This window comes from Streptococcus oricebi (genome assembly GCF_017883985.1).
Taxonomy (GTDB): domain Bacteria; phylum Bacillota; class Bacilli; order Lactobacillales; family Streptococcaceae; genus Streptococcus; species Streptococcus oricebi.
The window spans coordinates 375,742-393,936 of sequence record NZ_PRDG01000002.1; the positions used below are offsets into that span (position 1 = coordinate 375,742).

Genomic DNA, 18,195 nt, shown 5'->3' on the forward strand with positions numbered 1-18,195 from the left:
TGATTAGAAATGATGAGGTGCTTTTATGGAAGAAAAATCAATACACAAAATGGTAATGAAGGCTATAAAAGCTACTTTATATCTTTCGGCAGGGCTGGTATTTTTCCTTGATTTAATATGGGAAGCTAAGGTGAATCTTGTCTACCCTCTTGGCATACTTCTTATCGTATGGTGCTTGGATGATTAAATATCTCTCAAGTAAGAGGATTATTCTATGAAAAAGTCAGGATACCTGCCTTATTATTTCTTTTATATCAAACAGCCAATATTAGCTAAGTCTATTCTTATTTCTTGGTTTAGAAAGGAGAAAGTTATGTACAGTAAAAAGATAGCCGCACTGGGCTTGGTTCTTGTGGGACTTGCAGTGGCCCTATCTATTCCAAAGTGTGCAGATACCCTACACTTGCTTTCAATCAGTACATTTGCGATTTTTACCTTACTAGCTTTGGGCTTATATTTTTCCAAGGATTGAAAAAAGCTTGCTCTAGCTTTACAGAGAGAAGAGTCTCTGATGGGAGGACTTATATTTGCGAAATGATCTCGACTAGGAAGTATAAGTAAATGAAAGGAAGGATAGCCTGGTTTGCCTTTCTTTTTCTTCTTTGCTATACTTGAGGGAAGTGTATGAGGAGGAAAAAATATGATTCGTTTGGTCAAACTGGCTGATGCGCCTAGGATTGGAGAGCTTTTATATCAGGTGCATGCGGTGCATGCAGATTTGCGGCCAGATTTGTTTGTTTCAGGAGAAAAGAAGTTTTCGGACCAAGAGATTGTAGAACGGATTGAGGATAAGGCACATCCGATTTTTGTCTATGAAGATGAGGCTGGTCTGGTTCAGGGCTATATTTTTTGTGAAATAAGAGAGACCAAGGACAAGCCTAATCTGATTGAGCGCAGGGAGCTCTTTATTGATGATCTCTGTGTTGATGAGTCCCAACGTGGTAAAGGTGTGGGGGAATTGCTTTATCAGCAGGCGCGAGCCTTTGCTAGACAGGAGAATTGTCAGAGTCTGACCCTGCATGTCTGGAATGATAATGCTGGAGCGGTCCGCTTTTATGAGCGTTTGGGTATGAAGGCCCAATACTTACAGATGGAGGAGGTCTTAGACTGACAAGTTCTTTCTCTTATTTTGCCTAGCTCTATGGGGAGGTCGACGATTTAAAAAGCAATTAGTCACAAAAACTAATTGCTTTTTGCTTGTCTTCTGCGGGCTGCTTGGCGATAAACGTAGCCGACATGGGCCATGCTATAAGAAAGAATAAGGAAAATTAAGGCGATGGCTAAGAGGTATTTTCGGACTAGCCAGATAAGGACTAGAGCCAGAGCTAAAAGGAGGAGGTAGGCGGCTAGTTGGCTTTTGGAAATCTGAAATTCTTCCTTATTGTAGCTGGAGTTGCTGAGGAGGCTGAGGTAAAAAATGCTCAGTCCTGCTAGGAAGTAAGTCAGAGAGACTGAATTAAGATGATGAGGAAAGAGTTCGACCGCGATTGTAAAAAGATTGAGGCCCATAATCAGGCTGATGTGGCTAAATATCAGGCGGCTAGCTTGGGCTTCCTGGTGGTGATCCATATTGAGATAGGTCTGGGAGATATAGATGACAAAGAGAAAGGCCATACCGAGAAAGAAGATAAGGGATTCTGCTGGAAATTTATCCAGGGGGTAATTACTAACTAGGGCAATGACGGTTTCTCCAAAGCTGATGATGGTGATGAGCTGGCAGCGCTCTACTAGGTGGGGGAAGTTGACGGGAGCTTGCTGCTTGGGTCTGGTCAGGCTGACCAAAAAGAGGGGGAGAAAGGGAAAAAAGAAGATGATATGGGAGACCTTGAGTAGGCCAATCAGGGTGAGCAAGGCCATGAGTAGGTGAAAGATGACAATGGTGCTGAGGATTTTGAGGTTGTAGGCCATGTCGCTTTCTGTTCCGTAGCGCCTTCTTCTTAGGAGGTAGAGAACCAAAATAACTCCATAGGCCGAGGCATAGAGAACCTGATAAAGCAGGAGAATGGCTGTCGAGGGGGTGTTGGTCATATTGATTGCCATTTGTCCCACGATGAACATGAGGGCAATAATCCCATAGACATCGTTGCGGTCGATATGAGCATACTTGTTGATGTAAATGGTTTGGAAAAACCAGACCGACAAGATGCCGACAAAAGCAGACAGGTAGACCAGGAAGTTTTGCAGCTGGAAATGCGGCTGGTGAAGGAGGCTGGTCAGCTTAGAAATAGCTAGTACAAAAACCAGGTCATAGAAAAGTTCGTAGTTGGAAACGCGTTTGGCGATAATTTGAGGCATAAAAACTCCTAGTTAAAAAGATGAATAATTTTTTTGATGCTAAGGATAAGTTGGGGGAGGAGAAAGAGAATTAAGAGACTGGCATGCCATTTCCAATACATGACAAAGAGTCCCATATTTTCCCGGATAAGGGCGCTAGGAAGGTAGTAGAGGGCTGTTTTAGAGCCGACACTGCGGCCTTTGAGGCCCAGTCTTTTCATATAAATTCCTGCTCGTAAGGCGTGGAAAGAATTGGTCACAACCAGGACTTGGCTGTCTTTTTTCATCAATGTTTTTGAAAAGATGAGGTTTTCTTGGGTGGTTTTGGATTGCTTTTCTAGTAGGATGTCTTCTGAGGGCACCCCTTTTTCTAGCAAGTAGGCGGCCATGGCGCTTGCTTCAGCCACTTTTTCATCAGGTCCTTGTCCACCTGATACGATGATTTGTGGTCTTTGACCAAACTTTTGATAGAGTAGTTGGCCCTTGTCTAGGCGTTGGGCCAAAAGGGGTGGCACCTTATCTCCGAGCAAACCCGAACCAAGGACGATGATATAGTCAGGTTCTTTTCTAATGGGCCAGGCATTGTAAAAGGCGGAGTAGAAGATGTGGGAGAGATAGAGGAAACTTCCATAAAGGAGGAGAAAGTCAAAGAAAAAAAGCAAGGAATTAAGTGGAAAGCCAAGTCGCTGGGGTAGGAGGTGAAGGCCCAAGGTCAGAGCGATAGCTAGGCCATAAAAGAGGGAGAGAAGGTTGGCTAGGCGGTGACCTTCTAGACTAATCATTTGTCGACCGTTAAAAATCAGGTAAATCATTGAGAGGATAACGCTGATGGGGATAAGAATCGCTACTAGGAGAAGGAAAAAGAGGGCTACTTGCTGGTTAAGGGCCTGTTCGATATTGACAATGGAAAAACCGACCAGAGCGATAGCCAGCATGCCCAAACTGTAAATCAAGAGGTAGGCATTGAGCATGCGGCGGGGTTCATAGAGAAAGGAAATAAAAAACAAACAAAGGGGGATAATCCAAAAGAGATGTAAAATCATGACAATCTTTCTAGTTTTTACTGGTTTTTCTAGGGCGAAATCTGGCTAAGCCTCATCTAGCCCTTTCTTAGACTATCAGTATACCACAATCTTTAAGGGCTGAAAAGTTGGGGAGCTTGCTTGCTAGGCTTGATGAGAGAGACACTTATCTGGGCTGGTCGGCCACTTTGTGATATAATGGTAGAATCACTAATTAAAGGAGTATCTATGATTAAAAAAGGAAGCCTGATTGGCCTCTTAATTTTTGGTTTCTTTTTCGGAGCAGGAAACCTGATTTTCCCACCGGCCTTGGGGGCCTTGTCGGGAACTAATTTTTGGCCTGCGATTTTAGGCTTTATCTTTTCGGGGGTTGGTTTTGCTGTTTTGGCCTTGATTGTCGGGGCGCTTAATCCCAAGGGCTATCGTTATGAATTGGAAGAGAGGATTTCACCTCTTTTTGCGACTATCTTTTTGGTAGCTCTTTATCTGGCTATTGGTCCTTTTTTTGCCATTCCTCGGACTGCCAGTACCTCCTTTGATGTGGGGATTGCCCCCTTATTGCCCAAGGCTTGGACAGGCGCCGGCCTCCTTGTTTTTACTCTTTTTTATTTTATAGCAGCCTATCTGATTTCCCTAAAACCTTCTAAGATAATGGATCGTATCGGACGTGTGCTGACGCCTCTATTTGCGGCCTTGATTGTCTTTTTAATCCTGGTCGGGATTGGTCGCTACGGAGGGGCTCCTCTATCTGCACCAGCTCTAGAATACCAGGCGAATCCTTTTGGGACTGGTTTTTTAGAGGGTTATAATACCCTAGACGCCTTAGCTTCGGTGGCCTTTTCGGTTATCATTGTAGAGAGCATGCGCCAATTGGGTTTTAAAAGTAAGAAAGAGTATTACTCTATTGTCTGGCTGGTTGGCTTGGTGGTGGCTTTGCTTTTTGGTTTGCTCTATCTGGGACTGGCCTATTTGGGCAATCATTTTCCCATCCCCAGCTCCATTATGGTCTCTGATGCTAATAAGGGGGTCTATATCCTGACCCAGGCCACCCGTAATCTCTTTGGCCCAGTTGCCCAGACCTTCCTGGCCTTGATGGTTGTAGTAACCTGCTTTACTACAACGGTTGGCTTGATTGTCTCCCTATCTGGATTTTTTAACCAGCGTTTTCCAAAACTATCTTATAAGCTGTGTGCCACCCTTTTTAGTCTGGTCGGCTTTGCAATTGCCAATCTAGGCCTCAATGCTATCATTGCCTTTTCTATCCCGGTCTTACAAATTCTCTACCCGATTACGATAAGTTTTGTAGCTATCTTGCTTTTAAGCAAACTGACAAGTCTATCCCAGATTGGCATGCGGTTGACCATTGGTCTGGTTAGTATGGTCTCTATCTTATCGGTGATAGCTAGCCTCTTTAAGCTTCGTCTCTTGGAGACTTGGCTAGCCTATCTGCCTTTTTCCCAGGCCTCCCTAGCTTGGATTCTTCCTGCTATTATTGGTTTCTTGGCCTGCCTTTTCTTACCAGATAAGAAGGAGGAAGAACCTTTAAGCGAGGAGGACTTTCTAGTCTTAGAGGAAAGATGAGACTAGGTTTTGTAGAAAGTGATAAACTAGTAGAAAAGGAGGCTTTGCCTATGAAAATCTTTATCGCTGGAGCTAGCGGGCGCGTGGCTCAAGAGCTCATTTCTATCCTATTGGAACGGGGACATGATATTTATGCTGGAGCTCGCTCTCCTGAAAAATTGCCTAGTCTACTAGGTTTGACAGCAGTCAAGTTGGACCTAAAAAATGGGGTTTCTGATTTGAGTCAACTCTTGCTGGGTATGGATGCTCTTTATTTTACAGCTGGATCAAGAGGGCGGGATCTCTTGCAGACAGATGCCTTTGGTGCTGTTAAGCTGATGCAGGCCGCCCAAAAAGCAGGAGTCCAGCGCTTTATTATGCTTAGCTCCCTCTTTGCCTTGGAACCGGAAAAATGGCAAAATCAAGCCTTGGCTAATCTACAAGACTATTATATCGCCAAGTTCTTTGCAGATAACTATCTCCTTCATCAGACAGATTTAGACTATACGATTTTACAGCCAGGAACCCTACTAGAAAAGCCAGCTACTGGCAAGGTTGACTTCCAGCCAGAAAAATTTGCTGGCAATGCCATTGCCGATGTGGCTCAGGTCTTAGCCGGTCTCTTGGACAAGAAGGCCAGCATCGGCCAGGTTATTAAGATGATTGAGGGAGAGCTTGCGATTGACCAGGCCCTAGATACCCTTTAAAGATTCAACTCTGGTTGGGTCTTTTTTTCTTGCAAGTGCCAGGTCCTAAAGCCTTTTTTACTTGCTTTTTGCTTTTAAAGAGTTTTAGGCTCTGTCTACTTTTTGCCCCTCTGTTTATTTTCTAGAAAATCATCATATCAAATTCAAGTTTTTGCTAATCTCTCCCCCTATTTTTTTAAGTCCTTTTCTTCTATACTAGTCTTAGTGATTGATACTGTATGAGTATCAAAAGTTTATGGGAGGACATGAGACATGCAAGATTCTTTATTTTCTATTTCAGTATTTTTAGCAGGGGTTTTATCCTTCTTTTCTCCCTGCATTTTACCCTTATTACCAGTCTATGCCGGTATTCTTTTAGATAGGGACCAGGGTCCCCGCATCCGCTTTTTGGGTAAGGAGCTACCCTGGTATGGTCTAGTCAAGACCCTCTGCTTTATCGCGGGTCTCTCTCTGGTCTTTCTCATCTTGGGCTACGGGGCCGGTTTTCTGGGTAAGGTTCTATATGCTCCTTGGTTTCGCTATGGGCTGGGTCTTTTGGTTATTCTTTTAGGGATTCACCAGTTGGACCTCATCAAGTTATCATTTTTACAGAGGCAAAAGACTCTGGCGATTCAGTCCAAGAAAGAGCGCAATCCCTTTTATAACGCCTTTCTCTTGGGCTTGAGCTTTAGCTTTGGTTGGACCCCCTGTGTCGGTCCAGTTCTCAGCTCGGTCTTGGCTCTTGCTGCCTCAGGTGGCCAGGGGGCCCTGCAAGGAGGTTTCCTGATGTTTATCTATACTTTGGGGCTCAGCCTTCCCTTCCTGCTCTTGGCTTTGGCGTCTGGTCTGGTCCTAAATCATTTTCAAAAAATCAAGCCCTATCTAGGAGTTCTGAAAAAAATTGGAGGCCTTCTGATTATTCTAATGGGAATTTTACTGATGTTGGGCAATCTCAATAGTCTAGCCAGTCTCTTTGGCTAAGTAAGTGTCGTAAGGAAAGGAAAAAAACAATGAAAAAATATCTGAAAACAACTAGTCTAGCCCTAGCCGGTCTTTCTTGCCTAGCACTCTTGGGGGCTTGTAGTAGCCAGCAAAATCATTCACAAATGAAAAAAGGGGAAAAAAGTAGTATGAACGAGCAATCTATGAAAAAAGATGATAAAATGAAGAAGGATAAAATGACTGATTCTGATAAGAAAAAGGAGCAAGCAAGCCCTAGCAAGTTGAATGAGGGTAAGCCAGCAGCAGATTTTAGCCTTCAAGGAGTAGACGGTAAGACCTATAAATTATCCGATTTTAAGGGCAAGAAGGTCTATCTAAAGTTTTGGGCTTCCTGGTGCTCGATTTGTCTCTCCACCCTGGCAGATAGCGACCAGCTGGCCATGAGTGAGGGCAAGGACTATATGGTCTTATCGGTGATTTCTCCGGGCCATAATGGTGAAAAGTCTACTCAGGACTTTAAGAAGTGGTATAAGGGGCTAGACTATAAGCACCTACCGGTTCTTTTGGATCCTGACGGAAAACTTCTGGAAGAATATGGTATCCGCTCTTATCCTAGTGCAGCCTTTATCGGTAGTGATGGGGTTGTGGCTAAGACTCATGTCGGCTTTATGAAGAAAGAGCAGATTCAAGAAGAGCTAGAAAAAATCAAGTAGGGGCTAGGTGGAGACCATGGAAAAAAGAAATCTTCTCTGGCTAGCCCTGCTGGCTCTCGTTTTTATTGGTCTGGTTTTATTAGTAGGACGGAATTTCCTAAAATCCTCCTCCAAGTCAGACCTGTCTCGAATCAAGGAGGCAGCAGTCAGTCAGACAAATCAAAAAGCAACAGAAAAAAAGGAGCAGCAAATGGACAAAAAGCAACTAAAAGACATATACCTAGCGGGCGGCTGTTTCTGGGGTGTGGAAGAATACTTCTCACGCGTTTCCGGAGTGGCGGATGCAGTCTCTGGCTACGCTAATGGTAAGAGCGAGACAACCCAATACCAGCTAATCGGCCAAACCGGCCATGCAGAAACCGTCAAGGTCAGCTACGACCCCAGCAAGGTTTCTTTGAGGGAATTACTGCTGCATTATTTTAGAATTATTGACCCAACCAGTGTCAATAAGCAAGGAAATGACCGGGGCAGCCAGTACCGGACGGGTGTCTACTACCAAGATGAAGAGGATTTGAAGCAGATAGAGCAGGTCTTTGCCGAAGAGGCTAAAAAGCATGACCAGCCCCTGGCAGTTGAAAAGGAAGCCCTAAAGCACTTTATTGAGGCCGAGGATTATCACCAAGATTATCTAAAGAAAAATCCTAACGGTTACTGCCACATCAATGTGAACCAAGCCTCTTATCCTGTCATTGATGCCAGTAAATACCCCAAGCCTAGTCAGGCAGAAATCAAGGAGAAATTATCGGCCGAAGAATACGCTGTGACTCAAAAAAACGATACCGAAAGAGCCTTTTCTAACCGCTACTGGGACAAGTTTGACCAAGGTCTCTATGTCGATGTGGTGACGGGAGAGCCCCTCTTTTCTTCCAAGGATAAATTTGAGTCTGGCTGTGGTTGGCCTAGCTTTAGTCGCCCTATTAGTCCCGATGTAGCCGACTATAAGGAGGATAAGAGCTTTAATATGACTAGGATTGAGGTTCGCAGCCGAGTAGGAAATTCCCATCTTGGTCATGTCTTTACCGACGGACCCAAGGACAAGGGCGGTTTGCGCTACTGTATCAACAGTTTAGCTATCCGCTTTATTCCTAAGGATATGATGGAAGCCCAAGGCTATGGCTATCTACTTGACTATGTCTAAGACTATTTGCACTTAGAGCTTTGACTAGAAAGTTTACTTTAGAAAGGTAACTCTGGCCTAGAGGTCCCAGAATTTATAGATGCAAGCCCCTTTTATTTGGGGCTTTGAGTCTTATACAAGCATGACCAAACTTGCTGGTCCAGATAAAGGAGATTTTTGTGTACTCGATGATGATTGTCGAAGATGAATACCTGGTCCGCCAGGGGATTGCTTCTTTGGTAGATTTTGCAAAATTTAATATGAAACTAGTAGCCGAGGCTGAAAACGGACTGGAAGCTTGGGAACTGTTTCAAAAGGAGAGGCCCCAGATTGTACTGACCGATATCAATATGCCCCAGATGAATGGGCTTAGCTTGGCCCAACTAATTAGGGAAAACTCGCCGGGAACCCACCTAATTTTTTTGACCGGCTATGACGACTTTGACTATGCCCTATCGGCCCTTAAGTTGGGGGCAGACGATTACCTACTTAAGCCCTTTTCTAAGGATGATGTAGAAGAAATGTTGGCCAAGGTCAAAAAGAAGCTGGACCAGGAACTAAAGGAGGCAGAAGTACAGCAGTTGCTAGAAAAGTCCTCTTTTTCAGAATTGGCCAATAAAATCCAGGATAGGTTAGACGATCCTGGATTAAGTCTGAAAAGTTTGGCCCAAGACCTAGGCTTTAGTCCTTCCTACCTTAGTGTTCTCATCAAAAAGGATTTGGGGCTGCCCTTTCAAGATTACCTAATTCAGGCTCGAATGAAAAAGGCCAAATTGCTCTTGTTGACGACTGACTTGAAAATCTATGAAATTGCAGAAAAAGTCGGATTTGAAGATATGAATTATTTTTCCCAACGTTTCAAGCAGCTGGTCGGCCAGACCCCTCGCCAGTTTAAAAAGGGAGTAGAAGAATGAGACGTTTCCCTCTCTTAGTTCAAGTGGTTATCTATGTCTTTCTGCTTATCTTGTTTCTGCTAGCCATCGTGGGAGGACTTTACTACCAGACCAGTTCCCAAGCTATTCGTCAGGCGACTGAGCAAAATACTCGCAATGCTATTGAGCAGGGCGGAGCTTTTTTGGAACGCTATTTAGAGAAGATGAAGCAGACTACGACTAGCCTAGTTGAAAATCAAACCATTCAAGATTTTGCTGCCCAAAAAGGAGGCGATGAAGCGGAGGTTCGCTCCCTCTTTCAGGCCCTCTTGGCCAGCGATTCGGATTTGATTTCGGCTCTTTTAGTTACTAAAGATGGTCGCTTGATTTCGACTGACCCTAGCCTAAGCATGCAGACTTCCAGCGACATGATGAGTCAGTCTTGGTACCAAGAGGCCTTGAACCAAAAAGGCCTGCCCTTGATTACTCCAGCCCGCAAGGAAGTCCTCAGTCAAGGAAAGGAAAAGTGGCTGATTACTATTAGCCAGGAGCTTGAGGATAGTCAGGGAAAAAATCTGGGCCTGCTCCGTCTAGATATGGCCTACGACAGTCTGGAACGCTATCTGGACCAGCTCAAGCTGGATAAGCAAGGCTTTGCCTTTATTCTCAATGACCAGGGGCAGTTTGTCTACCACCCTAGAAAAACTGTTTATAGCTCCAGTCGGGAAATGAAGGCCATGCAGCCCTACCTAGCTATCAAGGATGGCTACTTAAAAGACCAGGCCTTTGTTTATCAATACCGTCTTCCTAAGGGGCCTTGGACCCTGGTCGGCGTTTCTTCCCTAGAAGGACTAAAAGAACTGCAAGGTCAGATTCTCTGGTCCTTCCTAGGGACGGGGCTTTTAGCTCTCTTGCTCTGTCTAGCTGGACTCTGGTTTGTGCTTTCCCTTTGGATTAGACCCTTGCAAAAGTTGGAGGGCGTTATCCTCAAGGTTGCAGCAGGTGACAAGGAGGTCCGGGCAGATGAGAAGGGCTCCAAGGAGCTGATTAGTCTGGCTGTGCAGTTCAATCGCATGCTGGATCAAATCGAGGAGTTGATGCAGGCGGTCCAAGAAAAGGAAAGAAATGTTCGTCGCTATGAACTCGCCGCTCTATCTAGTCAAATCAATCCGCACTTCCTTTACAATACTCTGGACACGATTGTTTGGATGGCTGAATTTAACGATAGCAAGCGGGTGGTTGCTATGACCAAGTCTCTGGCCCAATACTTCCGCTTGGCCCTCAATCAAGGAAATGAGCAGATTAGCCTCAAAGACGAAATCGATCATGTTCGCCAATACCTCTTTATCCAGAAACAGCGCTATGGAGATAAGTTGCAGTATGAAATTGAGGAGCTGGACACTTTTGCAGACTACCACTTGCCCAAACTCATCTTACAACCCCTGGTAGAAAATGCCCTCTATCATGGTATTAAGGAAAAGGTTGGTCCCGGCCTGATTAGGATTGAAGTCAGAGAAGAAGGAGATAAGTTGGTCCTTTCGGTCTATGATAATGGCTCCGGCTTTGCTAGCCAGCCTACAAGTGAGCAAAGCTTGCTGCGTCTAGGGGGTGTCGGCCTGAGAAATATCGATCAACGTCTGAAATTACAGTTTGGCTCTAGCTACCACATGCAGATTCAATCAGAAGCCCAAAGCTACAGTCGAGTATCTCTTTATCTGCCCAAAGAGCAACCTCTTGGCCTAGGAGAAAATCCCTAAATTAGAAAGCGGGGCTTAGATTGTTTAGAGATAAGGAGCTTGTTTTACAAGCTCCTTTTTCATTTTTGACTTAGATTGAGCGCGGAAAACTGTCAGAACTTTTGAAAAATTGGATTTATTTTTCATTTGGGGAAAATGCTTTCATGTTCCAAATAATCATGGTATAATATAATATAGATTGTTTTATGGGCAGTCGCCTTCTTTTTGCTTAGGAAAAGAAAAGCTGGCTGTGCGATAGAGCAAAGACTGTCGGGAGCTTGTGCTGAATGGCTCAGGCCCAAAAAGGAGTTTAACGGAATGGAAAATCTTAAAGAGCAGGCGGGGGTTCGAGCTGCCCAGTATGTGACCGACGGCATGACAGTTGGTTTAGGAACTGGCTCGACCGCCTATTACTTTGTCCAAGAGCTAGGGAGAAGGCTAAAAGAAGAAGGTTTGCAGATAAAGGCCGTAACGACCTCCAGTCGAACTTCAAAACAAGCCAGAGAGTTAGGCATTCCCCTGCTTGATATTGACGAGGTGGAAAGTATTGATCTCACTGTTGACGGTGCCGATGAGGTAGATAAGGATTTTAACGGTATCAAGGGGGGAGGAGGAGCCCTCCTGATGGAAAAGGTGGTCGCTCTTCCCAGCCAACACTATATCTGGGTGGTTGATGAGACCAAGCTAGTGAATCAACTGGGCGCCTTTAAACTACCGGTCGAGGTTGTCCGCTATGGAGCCAAGCAGGTTTTTCGGCGCTTTGAAAAAGCCGGCTACCGCCCCTCTTTGCGGTTGCAAGACGGCCAGCCTTATCTGACCGATATGCAAAATTTTATTATTGACCTAGACTTAAAAGCCATTCCCGACCCCGAGGCTCTGGCGCTCGAGCTCGATCAGATGGTCGGAGTGGTCGAGCATGGGCTCTTTAATGGTCTAGTGGATACAGTGATTGTTGCCGGTCAAACCGGTCTGCAGATTTTAGAAAAAAATAAATAGAAAGAAGGCAGTTTATGTCAAAATTTGATCGCATTCATCTGATTGTATTGGATTCAGTCGGGATCGGGGCAGCCCCTGATGCCAACAATTTTCAAAATGCTGGTGTTCCAGACGGAGCTGCAGACACCCTGGGTCATATTTCTAAGACCGTTGGCCTCAACCTACCCAATATGGCCAAAATCGGATTAGGAAATATCGAGCGGCCCCAGCCACTAAAGACCGTTCCCCAAGAGGAACAGCCTAGTGGCTACTACAGTAAATTAGAAGAAGTTTCGCTAGGTAAGGATACCATGACCGGCCACTGGGAAATTATGGGCTTGAACATTACCGAGCCTTTTGACACCTTCTGGAATGGTTTCCCAGAGGAAATCATCACAAAAATCGAAGAATTTTCAGGTCGCAAGGTTATCCGGGAGGCTAACAAACCCTACTCTGGAACAGCGGTTATTGACGACTTTGGACCTCGCCAAATGGAAACAGGTGAGCTGATTATTTATACCTCTGCCGACCCGGTTCTTCAGATTGCAGCCCACGAAGAGATTATCCCCTTGGAGGAGCTCTATCGTATCTGTGAATACGCCCGCTCAATCACACTAGAAAGACCAGCCCTATTAGGTCGGATTATCGCTCGGCCTTATCTTGGTCAACCAGGTAACTTTACACGGACCGCTAATCGTCACGACTATGCCGTCTCACCATTTGCACCAACTGTGCTCAATAAACTAGATGAGGCAGGGATTGATACCCTGGCTGTCGGTAAAATCAACGACATCTTTAACGGTTCCGGTATCAATAAGGACCAAGGCCATAACCAAAACAATATGCACGGTGTCGATACCCTGATTAAGGCTTTAAACAAGCCCGACTTCAAACAAGGATTTTCCTTTACCAACCTAGTAGACTTCGACGCCCTCTACGGTCATCGAAGAGACCCTCAAGGTTACCGTGATTGCCTCCACGACTTTGATGCCCGCCTGCCAGAAATTATCGAAAATATGGGTGATAAGGACTTGCTCATGATTACGGCTGATCACGGAAATGACCCAACTTATGCAGGAACTGACCATACCCGCGAGTATATCCCGCTCTTGGTTTACGGCAAATCGCTCCAAGGAAGCGGCCACTTACCGGTCGGCCACTTTGCTGACATCTCAGCCACTATCGCTGATAACTTTGGTGTCGACAAGGCCATGATTGGGGAAAGTTTCTTGGATAAATTACTGTAAATCAAGGCTGAGGAGGAGATTATGTCAATAACAAATGGACCTCAAACGATTGCTTATCTGGGCATGAGCTTAGACGGCTATATTGCCGATACAGCAGAAGGGATGACTTGGCTGGAAGAAGTGCAAGGTCAAGGAGACAATGGCTACGGTGCTTTTTATGACAGTATTTCCAGTGTGGTCATGGGAAGAAGGACTTATGATTGGCTTATCAAGCAGGACTTGGAAGTCTTTCCCTATCAGGACAAGGACTGTTACCTCTTGACCAGTCAGCCTGTTGAGCCAGAAAAGCATATTCGCCTTGCTTCGTCTGCTCGCCAGTTGTTTGCAGATTTGAAAGAGTATTCCCAGCGAGATATTTGGATTGTTGGTGGCGGTCTGCTCATCTCAAAGTTGATACAAGAGGGATTATTGGATTGTCTGCAAGTGATGATTGCTCCTCTTCTTCTTGGAGACGGAGTTCCCTTGTTTACAGGGCTTGATTGTCCTTACCCACTGGAATTAACGGACTGTCGCAGGCATGGTCAATTTGTCGAATTGTTTTATCAAGTAAAAAAATAGGAGATTAGAATGGAAAAGGGAGCTATTCTATCTGAGGATAGAAAATACAGATATGTATTATGGAGAGAGTGGGACGCTAGTTTACCCAAGCTGATGTTTGTTGGTTTAAATCCTTCAACAGCTGATGAAAATGAAGACGACCCAACTATTAAAAAATGTATTGCTTTTGCAGAAAAATGGGGCTATGGTGGTTTTTACATGACCAATCTGTTTGCTTATAGGAGCACAGACCCAGCGCAGTTAAGGTCAGTAGAAAATCCAGTTGGCGATGAGAATGATGACTATATCAAAAAATATGCAGATTTATCTGACAAAGTTGTGGCTTGCTGGGGAAATGACGGAACTTATTTGGGTCGCTCTGAACAAGTCAAAAATTCTTTAAAAACATTATTTTGTTTGAAAGTCAATCAGAGTGGTCAACCTTGCCACCCGCTCTATTTAAAAGCTGATATATCTTTGAAACCATATAAATAATAGAAAGAGAAGAAGATGACATTATTAGAAAAAATTATTGAAACAAAAGATTTTTTAGCGAGCAAGGGAATTATCCAGCCCGAATTTGGGCTTATCCTTGGCTCTGGCCTGGGTGAATTGGCCAATGAGATTGAAAATGCAATCTCTGTTGATTATGCCGATATTCCCAACTGGGGTCGTTCGACCGTTGTTGGCCATGCTGGTAAACTGGTTTACGGGGAACTTTCTGGCCGTAAGGTTTTGGCCCTCCAAGGACGTTTCCATTTTTATGAAGGTAATCCCATGGAAGTTGTCACTTTTCCAGTAAGAGTGATGAAGGCTCTGGGAGCTAGCGGAGTTATCGTTACCAATGCAGCGGGAGGGATTGGCTATGGTCCAGGAACCTTGATGGCCATTAGCGACCATATCAACTTAACCGGTCAAAACCCCTTAATCGGTGCCAATTTAGATGATTTTGGACCACGTTTTCCAGATATGTCTGATGCCTATAGCAAGGCCTATCGTGAAAAAGCTCATGCCGTAGCAGACAAATTAGGAATTGAGCTAGCAGACGGTGTCTATCTAGGAGTTACAGGTCCAACCTATGAAACCCCAGCCGAAATTCGTGCCTTCCAAACCATGGGGGCTCAAGCTGTCGGCATGTCCACTGTTCCAGAGGTCATTGTCGCCGCCCATTCAGGACTTAAGGTTCTAGGAATTTCTGCTATAACCAATTTTGCGGCAGGTTTCCAAAGCGAGCTCAATCATGAAGAAGTCGTCGAAGTCACCGAACGGATCAAAGAAGACTTCAAGGGCTTGGTCAAGGCTGTCTTGGCAGAATTATAGGCTCATTTAATTATTATTTCCAGAGGAGAGAAAAATGTCTATTCATATCGCAGCAAAAGCAGGTGAGATTGCTGATAAAATCTTGCTACCAGGCGATCCCTTGCGGGCAAAATTTATCGCCGAAAATTTTTTAGAAGATGCAGTTTGCTTCAACCAAGTCCGTAATATGTTTGGCTACACAGGAAGCTATAAGGGTCATCGGGTCAGCGTTATGGGGACGGGTATGGGAATGCCCTCAATTTCCATCTATGCGCGTGAGCTGATTGTCGACTATGGAGTTAAAAAGCTGATTCGGGTTGGGACTGCTGGCTCCCTGTCAGATAAGGTGCATGTAAGAGAGCTAGTTTTAGCTCAAGCAGCAGCAACCAACTCTAACATTATTCGCAACGACTGGCCCATGTATGACTTCCCCCAAATTGCTAGCTTTAACCTGCTAGATAAGGCCTATCATATCGCCAAAGATTTGGGTATGACTACCCATGTCGGCAGCGTCCTCTCGTCAGATGTTTTTTATTCTAACTTCTACGAGCAAAATCTCAAACTGGGCACAATGGGAGTCTTGGCAGTAGAAATGGAAGCAGCAGCCCTCTATTATCTAGCGGCCCAACATCAGGTAGAAGCCTTAGGAATTATGACCATTTCAGATAGCTTGGTCAATCCAGACGAAGATACCACAGCAGAAGAACGCCAGACCACCTTTACCGATATGATGAAGGTGGGTCTGGAAACCTTGATTACAGACTAGTTTTTTAAGAAATGAGGATTGAGAAAATTTCCCAATCCTTTTTAAATAGAAGTATAAAGTTGGAAAAATTCAGAGGGCAAAAGAAAACTTAGCTAGTCATTTTTTATAGTATATCTTATTTACCTACTCATGAAGCCCTTGGAGTGGTTTTTCCTGCTTGTATTATACTTGACAGATATCAAACCTGAAAATCGGATTGCCTCCTGTATACCTCTCCCTTGCCTGAGGATTTGCCAAGGGAGAAAGGAAGCTTTAGATTGGAATACATATGAAACAAATTAAGGACTACTTATTGGATAAATTTACGACCTACATATGGCTTATAGCTATAGCAATTATGATTTTCTTTTACTCGTTTTATCAAGTTGAAGATTTGTTATATACAAGCCGACGTAACTCAAGTAATGAATTTTTAGAAGACCACTATGAGAGAGAATACAATAGTATTATAGATTACAAAAAATATGATAATGGAATACTGGCAGTGTTGGTAGATGGTTCTTACTTTCAGAACGATACATACCTGATTACTAGTAATTATCGTTTAAGTGAATTTAACAATCTAGAAAAAAAGGAATATCGAGGACAAAATAGTCGAGATTATTTCATAATTGATTTAATCGAAATTGCTAAGGGAATGACCTCCTATCAAAAAATTGACGTTCTAGCTCAAGCTAGGAAATTAGAACCTAAGGCAGAGTCTATTTCTACTCATTTTGATTTGCTAGAAGAAGAAGGGAAAACTTTTTTATCATTTGAACTTACTTATAGAGGTAACGATACTGAGACTGATTATAAAAATAAGGAAAACAGACAATCTTATTTAAAGGTCGATTTAGAAAACGGACAAGCTACAATATTGGCGAAAAATCCAGTGAGCGAAAAGTTAGATAATTCCAATCAGATAGATAAATCAAACAGTCTACTTTCACTGTGGGGAAAGAATGCATTTACCGATTATCTTACTAAGAATAATATAGATCTTAAGGTAGATAGTTTGATTTTTTCAAATGTAGAACAGCTTCCAAGTTTAACTCATAAGTTTCCCTTTGTGAAAAACTATTTAAGAGAGAATTATAGTTTACATTTAGATTTTCCAGAAAATCTTTCACTTACTGATAGACTAGACTTTATAAATAATATTTTAGATTGGGAGAATGGTAAATCATGAGCATCATCAAGAATAAAAAAATGCTGATATTTCTTATTGTCGTTACTCTATCAGGTGTAGGACCGTTCATTTTTTTATTGGTAAATAATCGGGGTTTTTATCCTGATTGGCAGTACAAGGAACTTGTAAGTTACCAGGAGAAATTCAAACTCGAGACTTTGAAGATAAATGAAAACAATGCTATTTTATTGATAGAAACACAAAATCATCCCTTTATAAATTTCACTAATGGTAAATTGTATACTCAAAAAATAGCATTTAAGCGTGGCTTTGATTTTCTTCGAGATGATTTAGATGTTGATGATGAAGATAAAAACACCTTAACAGTTTATCGCTATCACCATGGACTAAAAAAAGAGAAGGAAATAAATTTAAACAGACTAATTAAAACTCATCTGGAAGATGCTGTTGCGGGAAGGATTTTAAGTCAGGTCAACCAAGATACTTTTGTGATAAAAGCTTACAGAACTAGTGAAAAAGGACAGGGCTATAACTTCTTGCAACCAAGAAATTATTTGCTAAATTTAAAAGAGGAAAGTTTCAAGCCTTTAAAAAGGGGTGAAAGAGTAGAGTATGAAATTAAGAGAAGTCGTGTCGAGCTGTTTAAGAAAGATAAAACAGGAGTTGCTCGTGAGTTGTTACTTGAATTAAGCCCAGAAAGTGTAAAAATAGAAGGAGGTCGATATGATGATTATAATCTTAAGCTAGAAAGCTTAAATATTAACCAATTCTTTCCGAATAACCAATTTTATCTTTATCAAAATATGCAAGAGTTCAAGTTCCCGTATAAAAATAAAAAAATTTATAAATCGTCCTCTGTACTATTTATTGGACCGCAAGCTCTTGAATATTACAATTATTATTTTGCTCCCAAAAATAAAAAAGATGCTTTTGCAGGTTGGACGCTATCTAGTAGTTATAGTAAAGATAGGGAAAACCATCAGCTAAAAAGTATAAATGATTTCGAAAAATACTTCAAAAATGATTAAGAAATCTAAGGAACAAGGAAACTGTGCAGAGTTCAACTCCTTAACCATTTAACTGCCCTCTTTTAAGCGAGAAATAACAAGGAGAAAGAATGTTTCAAGGAAGCTGTCATTACCTAATGATGAAACCCTTGGAGTGGTTTTTCCTGCTTGTATTATACTTGATAGATATCAAACCTGAAAATCGGATTGCCTTGCAGTATATTAGCCCTCTACCGGCGGATTTTAAAAACAGACCAGATAAAAAATGATATCAAAAAGAGATTGGTAATGGAAATTACCAATCTCTTTT

At 43.1% G+C, this 18,195-nt stretch carries 21 protein-coding genes and 1 pseudogene; 20 read left to right on the forward strand and 2 right to left on the reverse strand.

Going from position 1 to position 18,195, the window contains the following annotated elements:
* Positions 1-25 precede the first annotated feature (25 nt).
* The 3 genes from C4K46_RS04465 to C4K46_RS04475 all read left to right on the forward strand — a co-directional run bounded on the left by C4K46_RS04465 (position 26) and on the right by C4K46_RS04475 (position 1,111).
* Entirely contained in the window at positions 26-187 is a 162-nt protein-coding gene (locus tag C4K46_RS04465; RefSeq protein WP_209627673.1) for a hypothetical protein, read from the forward strand.
* Between the two features lie 27 nt (positions 188-214).
* A complete protein-coding gene (locus C4K46_RS04470; RefSeq protein ID WP_209627674.1) occupies positions 215-472 on the forward strand; it encodes a hypothetical protein in 258 nt (85 codons plus the stop codon).
* Positions 473-640: 168 nt separating this feature from the next.
* Complete coding sequence (locus tag C4K46_RS04475; protein WP_209627675.1) at positions 641-1,111, forward strand: GNAT family N-acetyltransferase; 471 nt, start codon at positions 641-643, stop codon at positions 1,109-1,111.
* Positions 1,112-1,182: 71 nt separating this feature from the next.
* Here the strand turns inward: C4K46_RS04475 and C4K46_RS04480 are convergent, their stop codons facing one another.
* Positions 1,183-2,295 (reverse strand): low temperature requirement protein A, encoded by a 1,113-nt coding sequence (locus C4K46_RS04480; protein WP_209627676.1) that lies wholly within the window; start codon positions 2,293-2,295, stop codon positions 1,183-1,185.
* A gap of 8 nt (positions 2,296-2,303) precedes the next feature.
* Positions 2,304-3,317, reverse strand: coding sequence for a YdcF family protein (locus C4K46_RS04485; protein ID WP_209627677.1), 1,014 nt, complete (start codon positions 3,315-3,317; stop codon positions 2,304-2,306).
* A 207-nt stretch (positions 3,318-3,524) separates the two neighbouring features.
* Between C4K46_RS04485 and brnQ the strand changes: the two genes are divergently transcribed.
* The 17 genes and pseudogenes from brnQ to C4K46_RS10660 all read left to right on the forward strand — a co-directional run bounded on the left by brnQ (position 3,525) and on the right by C4K46_RS10660 (position 18,154).
* Positions 3,525-4,877: a branched-chain amino acid transport system II carrier protein gene (brnQ, locus tag C4K46_RS04490; protein WP_209627678.1), complete on the forward strand. Its 1,353-nt coding sequence runs from the start codon at positions 3,525-3,527 to the stop codon at positions 4,875-4,877.
* Between the two features lie 50 nt (positions 4,878-4,927).
* On the forward strand, positions 4,928-5,563 hold the full coding sequence (locus C4K46_RS04495) for an SDR family oxidoreductase (protein ID WP_209627679.1): 636 nt from the start codon (positions 4,928-4,930) through the stop codon (positions 5,561-5,563).
* 252 nt (positions 5,564-5,815) lie between these two features.
* Positions 5,816-6,523 carry a thiol-disulfide oxidoreductase-associated membrane protein CcdA2 gene (gene ccdA2 / locus C4K46_RS04500; RefSeq protein WP_209627680.1) on the forward strand — a complete coding sequence of 236 codons (708 nt, stop codon included), beginning with the start codon at positions 5,816-5,818 and terminating at the stop codon, positions 6,521-6,523.
* A gap of 41 nt (positions 6,524-6,564) precedes the next feature.
* Entirely contained in the window at positions 6,565-7,197 is a 633-nt protein-coding gene (locus tag C4K46_RS04505; protein WP_420853773.1) for a redoxin family protein, read from the forward strand.
* A gap of 16 nt (positions 7,198-7,213) precedes the next feature.
* A complete protein-coding gene (gene msrB, locus C4K46_RS04510) occupies positions 7,214-8,335 on the forward strand; it encodes a peptide-methionine (R)-S-oxide reductase MsrB (RefSeq protein WP_209627682.1) in 1,122 nt (373 codons plus the stop codon).
* Between the two features lie 158 nt (positions 8,336-8,493).
* Complete coding sequence (locus tag C4K46_RS04515; protein WP_209627683.1) at positions 8,494-9,228, forward strand: response regulator transcription factor; 735 nt, start codon at positions 8,494-8,496, stop codon at positions 9,226-9,228.
* Positions 9,225-10,943 (forward strand): cache domain-containing sensor histidine kinase, encoded by a 1,719-nt coding sequence (locus C4K46_RS04520; RefSeq protein ID WP_209627684.1) that lies wholly within the window; start codon positions 9,225-9,227, stop codon positions 10,941-10,943. Before C4K46_RS04515 ends, C4K46_RS04520 begins: the two co-directional genes overlap by 4 nt.
* Before the next feature lie 297 nt (positions 10,944-11,240).
* Positions 11,241-11,918: a ribose-5-phosphate isomerase RpiA gene (gene rpiA, locus C4K46_RS04525; protein WP_209627685.1), complete on the forward strand. Its 678-nt coding sequence runs from the start codon at positions 11,241-11,243 to the stop codon at positions 11,916-11,918.
* 14 nt (positions 11,919-11,932) lie between these two features.
* Complete coding sequence (locus C4K46_RS04530) at positions 11,933-13,144, forward strand: phosphopentomutase (RefSeq protein WP_209627686.1); 1,212 nt, start codon at positions 11,933-11,935, stop codon at positions 13,142-13,144.
* A 21-nt stretch (positions 13,145-13,165) separates the two neighbouring features.
* Positions 13,166-13,702 (forward strand): dihydrofolate reductase family protein, encoded by a 537-nt coding sequence (locus C4K46_RS04535; RefSeq protein ID WP_209627687.1) that lies wholly within the window; start codon positions 13,166-13,168, stop codon positions 13,700-13,702.
* A 9-nt stretch (positions 13,703-13,711) separates the two neighbouring features.
* Positions 13,712-14,176, forward strand: a complete 465-nt coding sequence (locus tag C4K46_RS04540) for a DUF1643 domain-containing protein (RefSeq protein WP_209627688.1) — start codon at positions 13,712-13,714, stop codon at positions 14,174-14,176.
* Between the two features lie 15 nt (positions 14,177-14,191).
* Entirely contained in the window at positions 14,192-15,001 is an 810-nt protein-coding gene (locus C4K46_RS04545; RefSeq protein ID WP_209627689.1) for a purine-nucleoside phosphorylase, read from the forward strand.
* 34 nt (positions 15,002-15,035) lie between these two features.
* Positions 15,036-15,746: a purine-nucleoside phosphorylase gene (gene deoD / locus C4K46_RS04550; protein WP_209627690.1), complete on the forward strand. Its 711-nt coding sequence runs from the start codon at positions 15,036-15,038 to the stop codon at positions 15,744-15,746.
* A gap of 114 nt (positions 15,747-15,860) precedes the next feature.
* A pseudogene (locus tag C4K46_RS10655) lies at positions 15,861-16,018 on the forward strand (DUF6688 family protein); the annotation flags it as partial.
* On the forward strand, positions 16,015-16,917 hold the full coding sequence (locus C4K46_RS04555; protein WP_209627691.1) for a hypothetical protein: 903 nt from the start codon (positions 16,015-16,017) through the stop codon (positions 16,915-16,917). The pseudogene C4K46_RS10655 and the gene C4K46_RS04555, both read left to right, overlap by 4 nt.
* On the forward strand, positions 16,914-17,906 hold the full coding sequence (locus C4K46_RS04560) for a hypothetical protein (protein WP_209627692.1): 993 nt from the start codon (positions 16,914-16,916) through the stop codon (positions 17,904-17,906). Before C4K46_RS04555 ends, C4K46_RS04560 begins: the two co-directional genes overlap by 4 nt.
* Before the next feature lie 89 nt (positions 17,907-17,995).
* Positions 17,996-18,154 (forward strand): DUF6688 family protein, encoded by a 159-nt coding sequence (locus C4K46_RS10660; protein WP_420853771.1) that lies wholly within the window; start codon positions 17,996-17,998, stop codon positions 18,152-18,154.
* The last annotated feature ends 41 nt before the right edge of the window (positions 18,155-18,195 follow it).

Bases quoted from the DNA above. Each gene is read 5' to 3' on its own strand.
- C4K46_RS04485 (WP_209627677.1), bottom strand. From the start codon at position 3,317: ATGATTTTACATCTCTTTTGGATTATCCCCCTTTGTTTGTTTTTTATT.
- deoD (WP_209627690.1), top strand. From the start codon at position 15,036: ATGTCTATTCATATCGCAGCAAAAGCAGGTGAGATTGCTGATAAAATC.
- C4K46_RS04495 (WP_209627679.1), top strand. From the start codon at position 4,928: ATGAAAATCTTTATCGCTGGAGCTAGCGGGCGCGTGGCTCAAGAGCTC.
- C4K46_RS04480 (WP_209627676.1), bottom strand. From the start codon at position 2,295: ATGCCTCAAATTATCGCCAAACGCGTTTCCAACTACGAACTTTTCTAT.
- C4K46_RS04465 (WP_209627673.1), top strand. From the start codon at position 26: ATGGAAGAAAAATCAATACACAAAATGGTAATGAAGGCTATAAAAGCT.
- rpiA (WP_209627685.1), top strand. From the start codon at position 11,241: ATGGAAAATCTTAAAGAGCAGGCGGGGGTTCGAGCTGCCCAGTATGTG.
- C4K46_RS04560 (WP_209627692.1), top strand. From the start codon at position 16,914: ATGAGCATCATCAAGAATAAAAAAATGCTGATATTTCTTATTGTCGTT.
- C4K46_RS04535 (WP_209627687.1), top strand. From the start codon at position 13,166: ATGTCAATAACAAATGGACCTCAAACGATTGCTTATCTGGGCATGAGC.
- C4K46_RS04470 (WP_209627674.1), top strand. From the start codon at position 215: ATGAAAAAGTCAGGATACCTGCCTTATTATTTCTTTTATATCAAACAG.
- brnQ (WP_209627678.1), top strand. From the start codon at position 3,525: ATGATTAAAAAAGGAAGCCTGATTGGCCTCTTAATTTTTGGTTTCTTT.
- C4K46_RS04555 (WP_209627691.1), top strand. From the start codon at position 16,015: ATGAAACAAATTAAGGACTACTTATTGGATAAATTTACGACCTACATA.
- C4K46_RS04540 (WP_209627688.1), top strand. From the start codon at position 13,712: ATGGAAAAGGGAGCTATTCTATCTGAGGATAGAAAATACAGATATGTA.
- C4K46_RS04530 (WP_209627686.1), top strand. From the start codon at position 11,933: ATGTCAAAATTTGATCGCATTCATCTGATTGTATTGGATTCAGTCGGG.
- C4K46_RS04545 (WP_209627689.1), top strand. From the start codon at position 14,192: ATGACATTATTAGAAAAAATTATTGAAACAAAAGATTTTTTAGCGAGC.
- C4K46_RS04475 (WP_209627675.1), top strand. From the start codon at position 641: ATGATTCGTTTGGTCAAACTGGCTGATGCGCCTAGGATTGGAGAGCTT.
- C4K46_RS04520 (WP_209627684.1), top strand. From the start codon at position 9,225: ATGAGACGTTTCCCTCTCTTAGTTCAAGTGGTTATCTATGTCTTTCTG.
- ccdA2 (WP_209627680.1), top strand. From the start codon at position 5,816: ATGCAAGATTCTTTATTTTCTATTTCAGTATTTTTAGCAGGGGTTTTA.
- C4K46_RS10660 (WP_420853771.1), top strand. From the start codon at position 17,996: ATGTTTCAAGGAAGCTGTCATTACCTAATGATGAAACCCTTGGAGTGG.
- msrB (WP_209627682.1), top strand. From the start codon at position 7,214: ATGGAAAAAAGAAATCTTCTCTGGCTAGCCCTGCTGGCTCTCGTTTTT.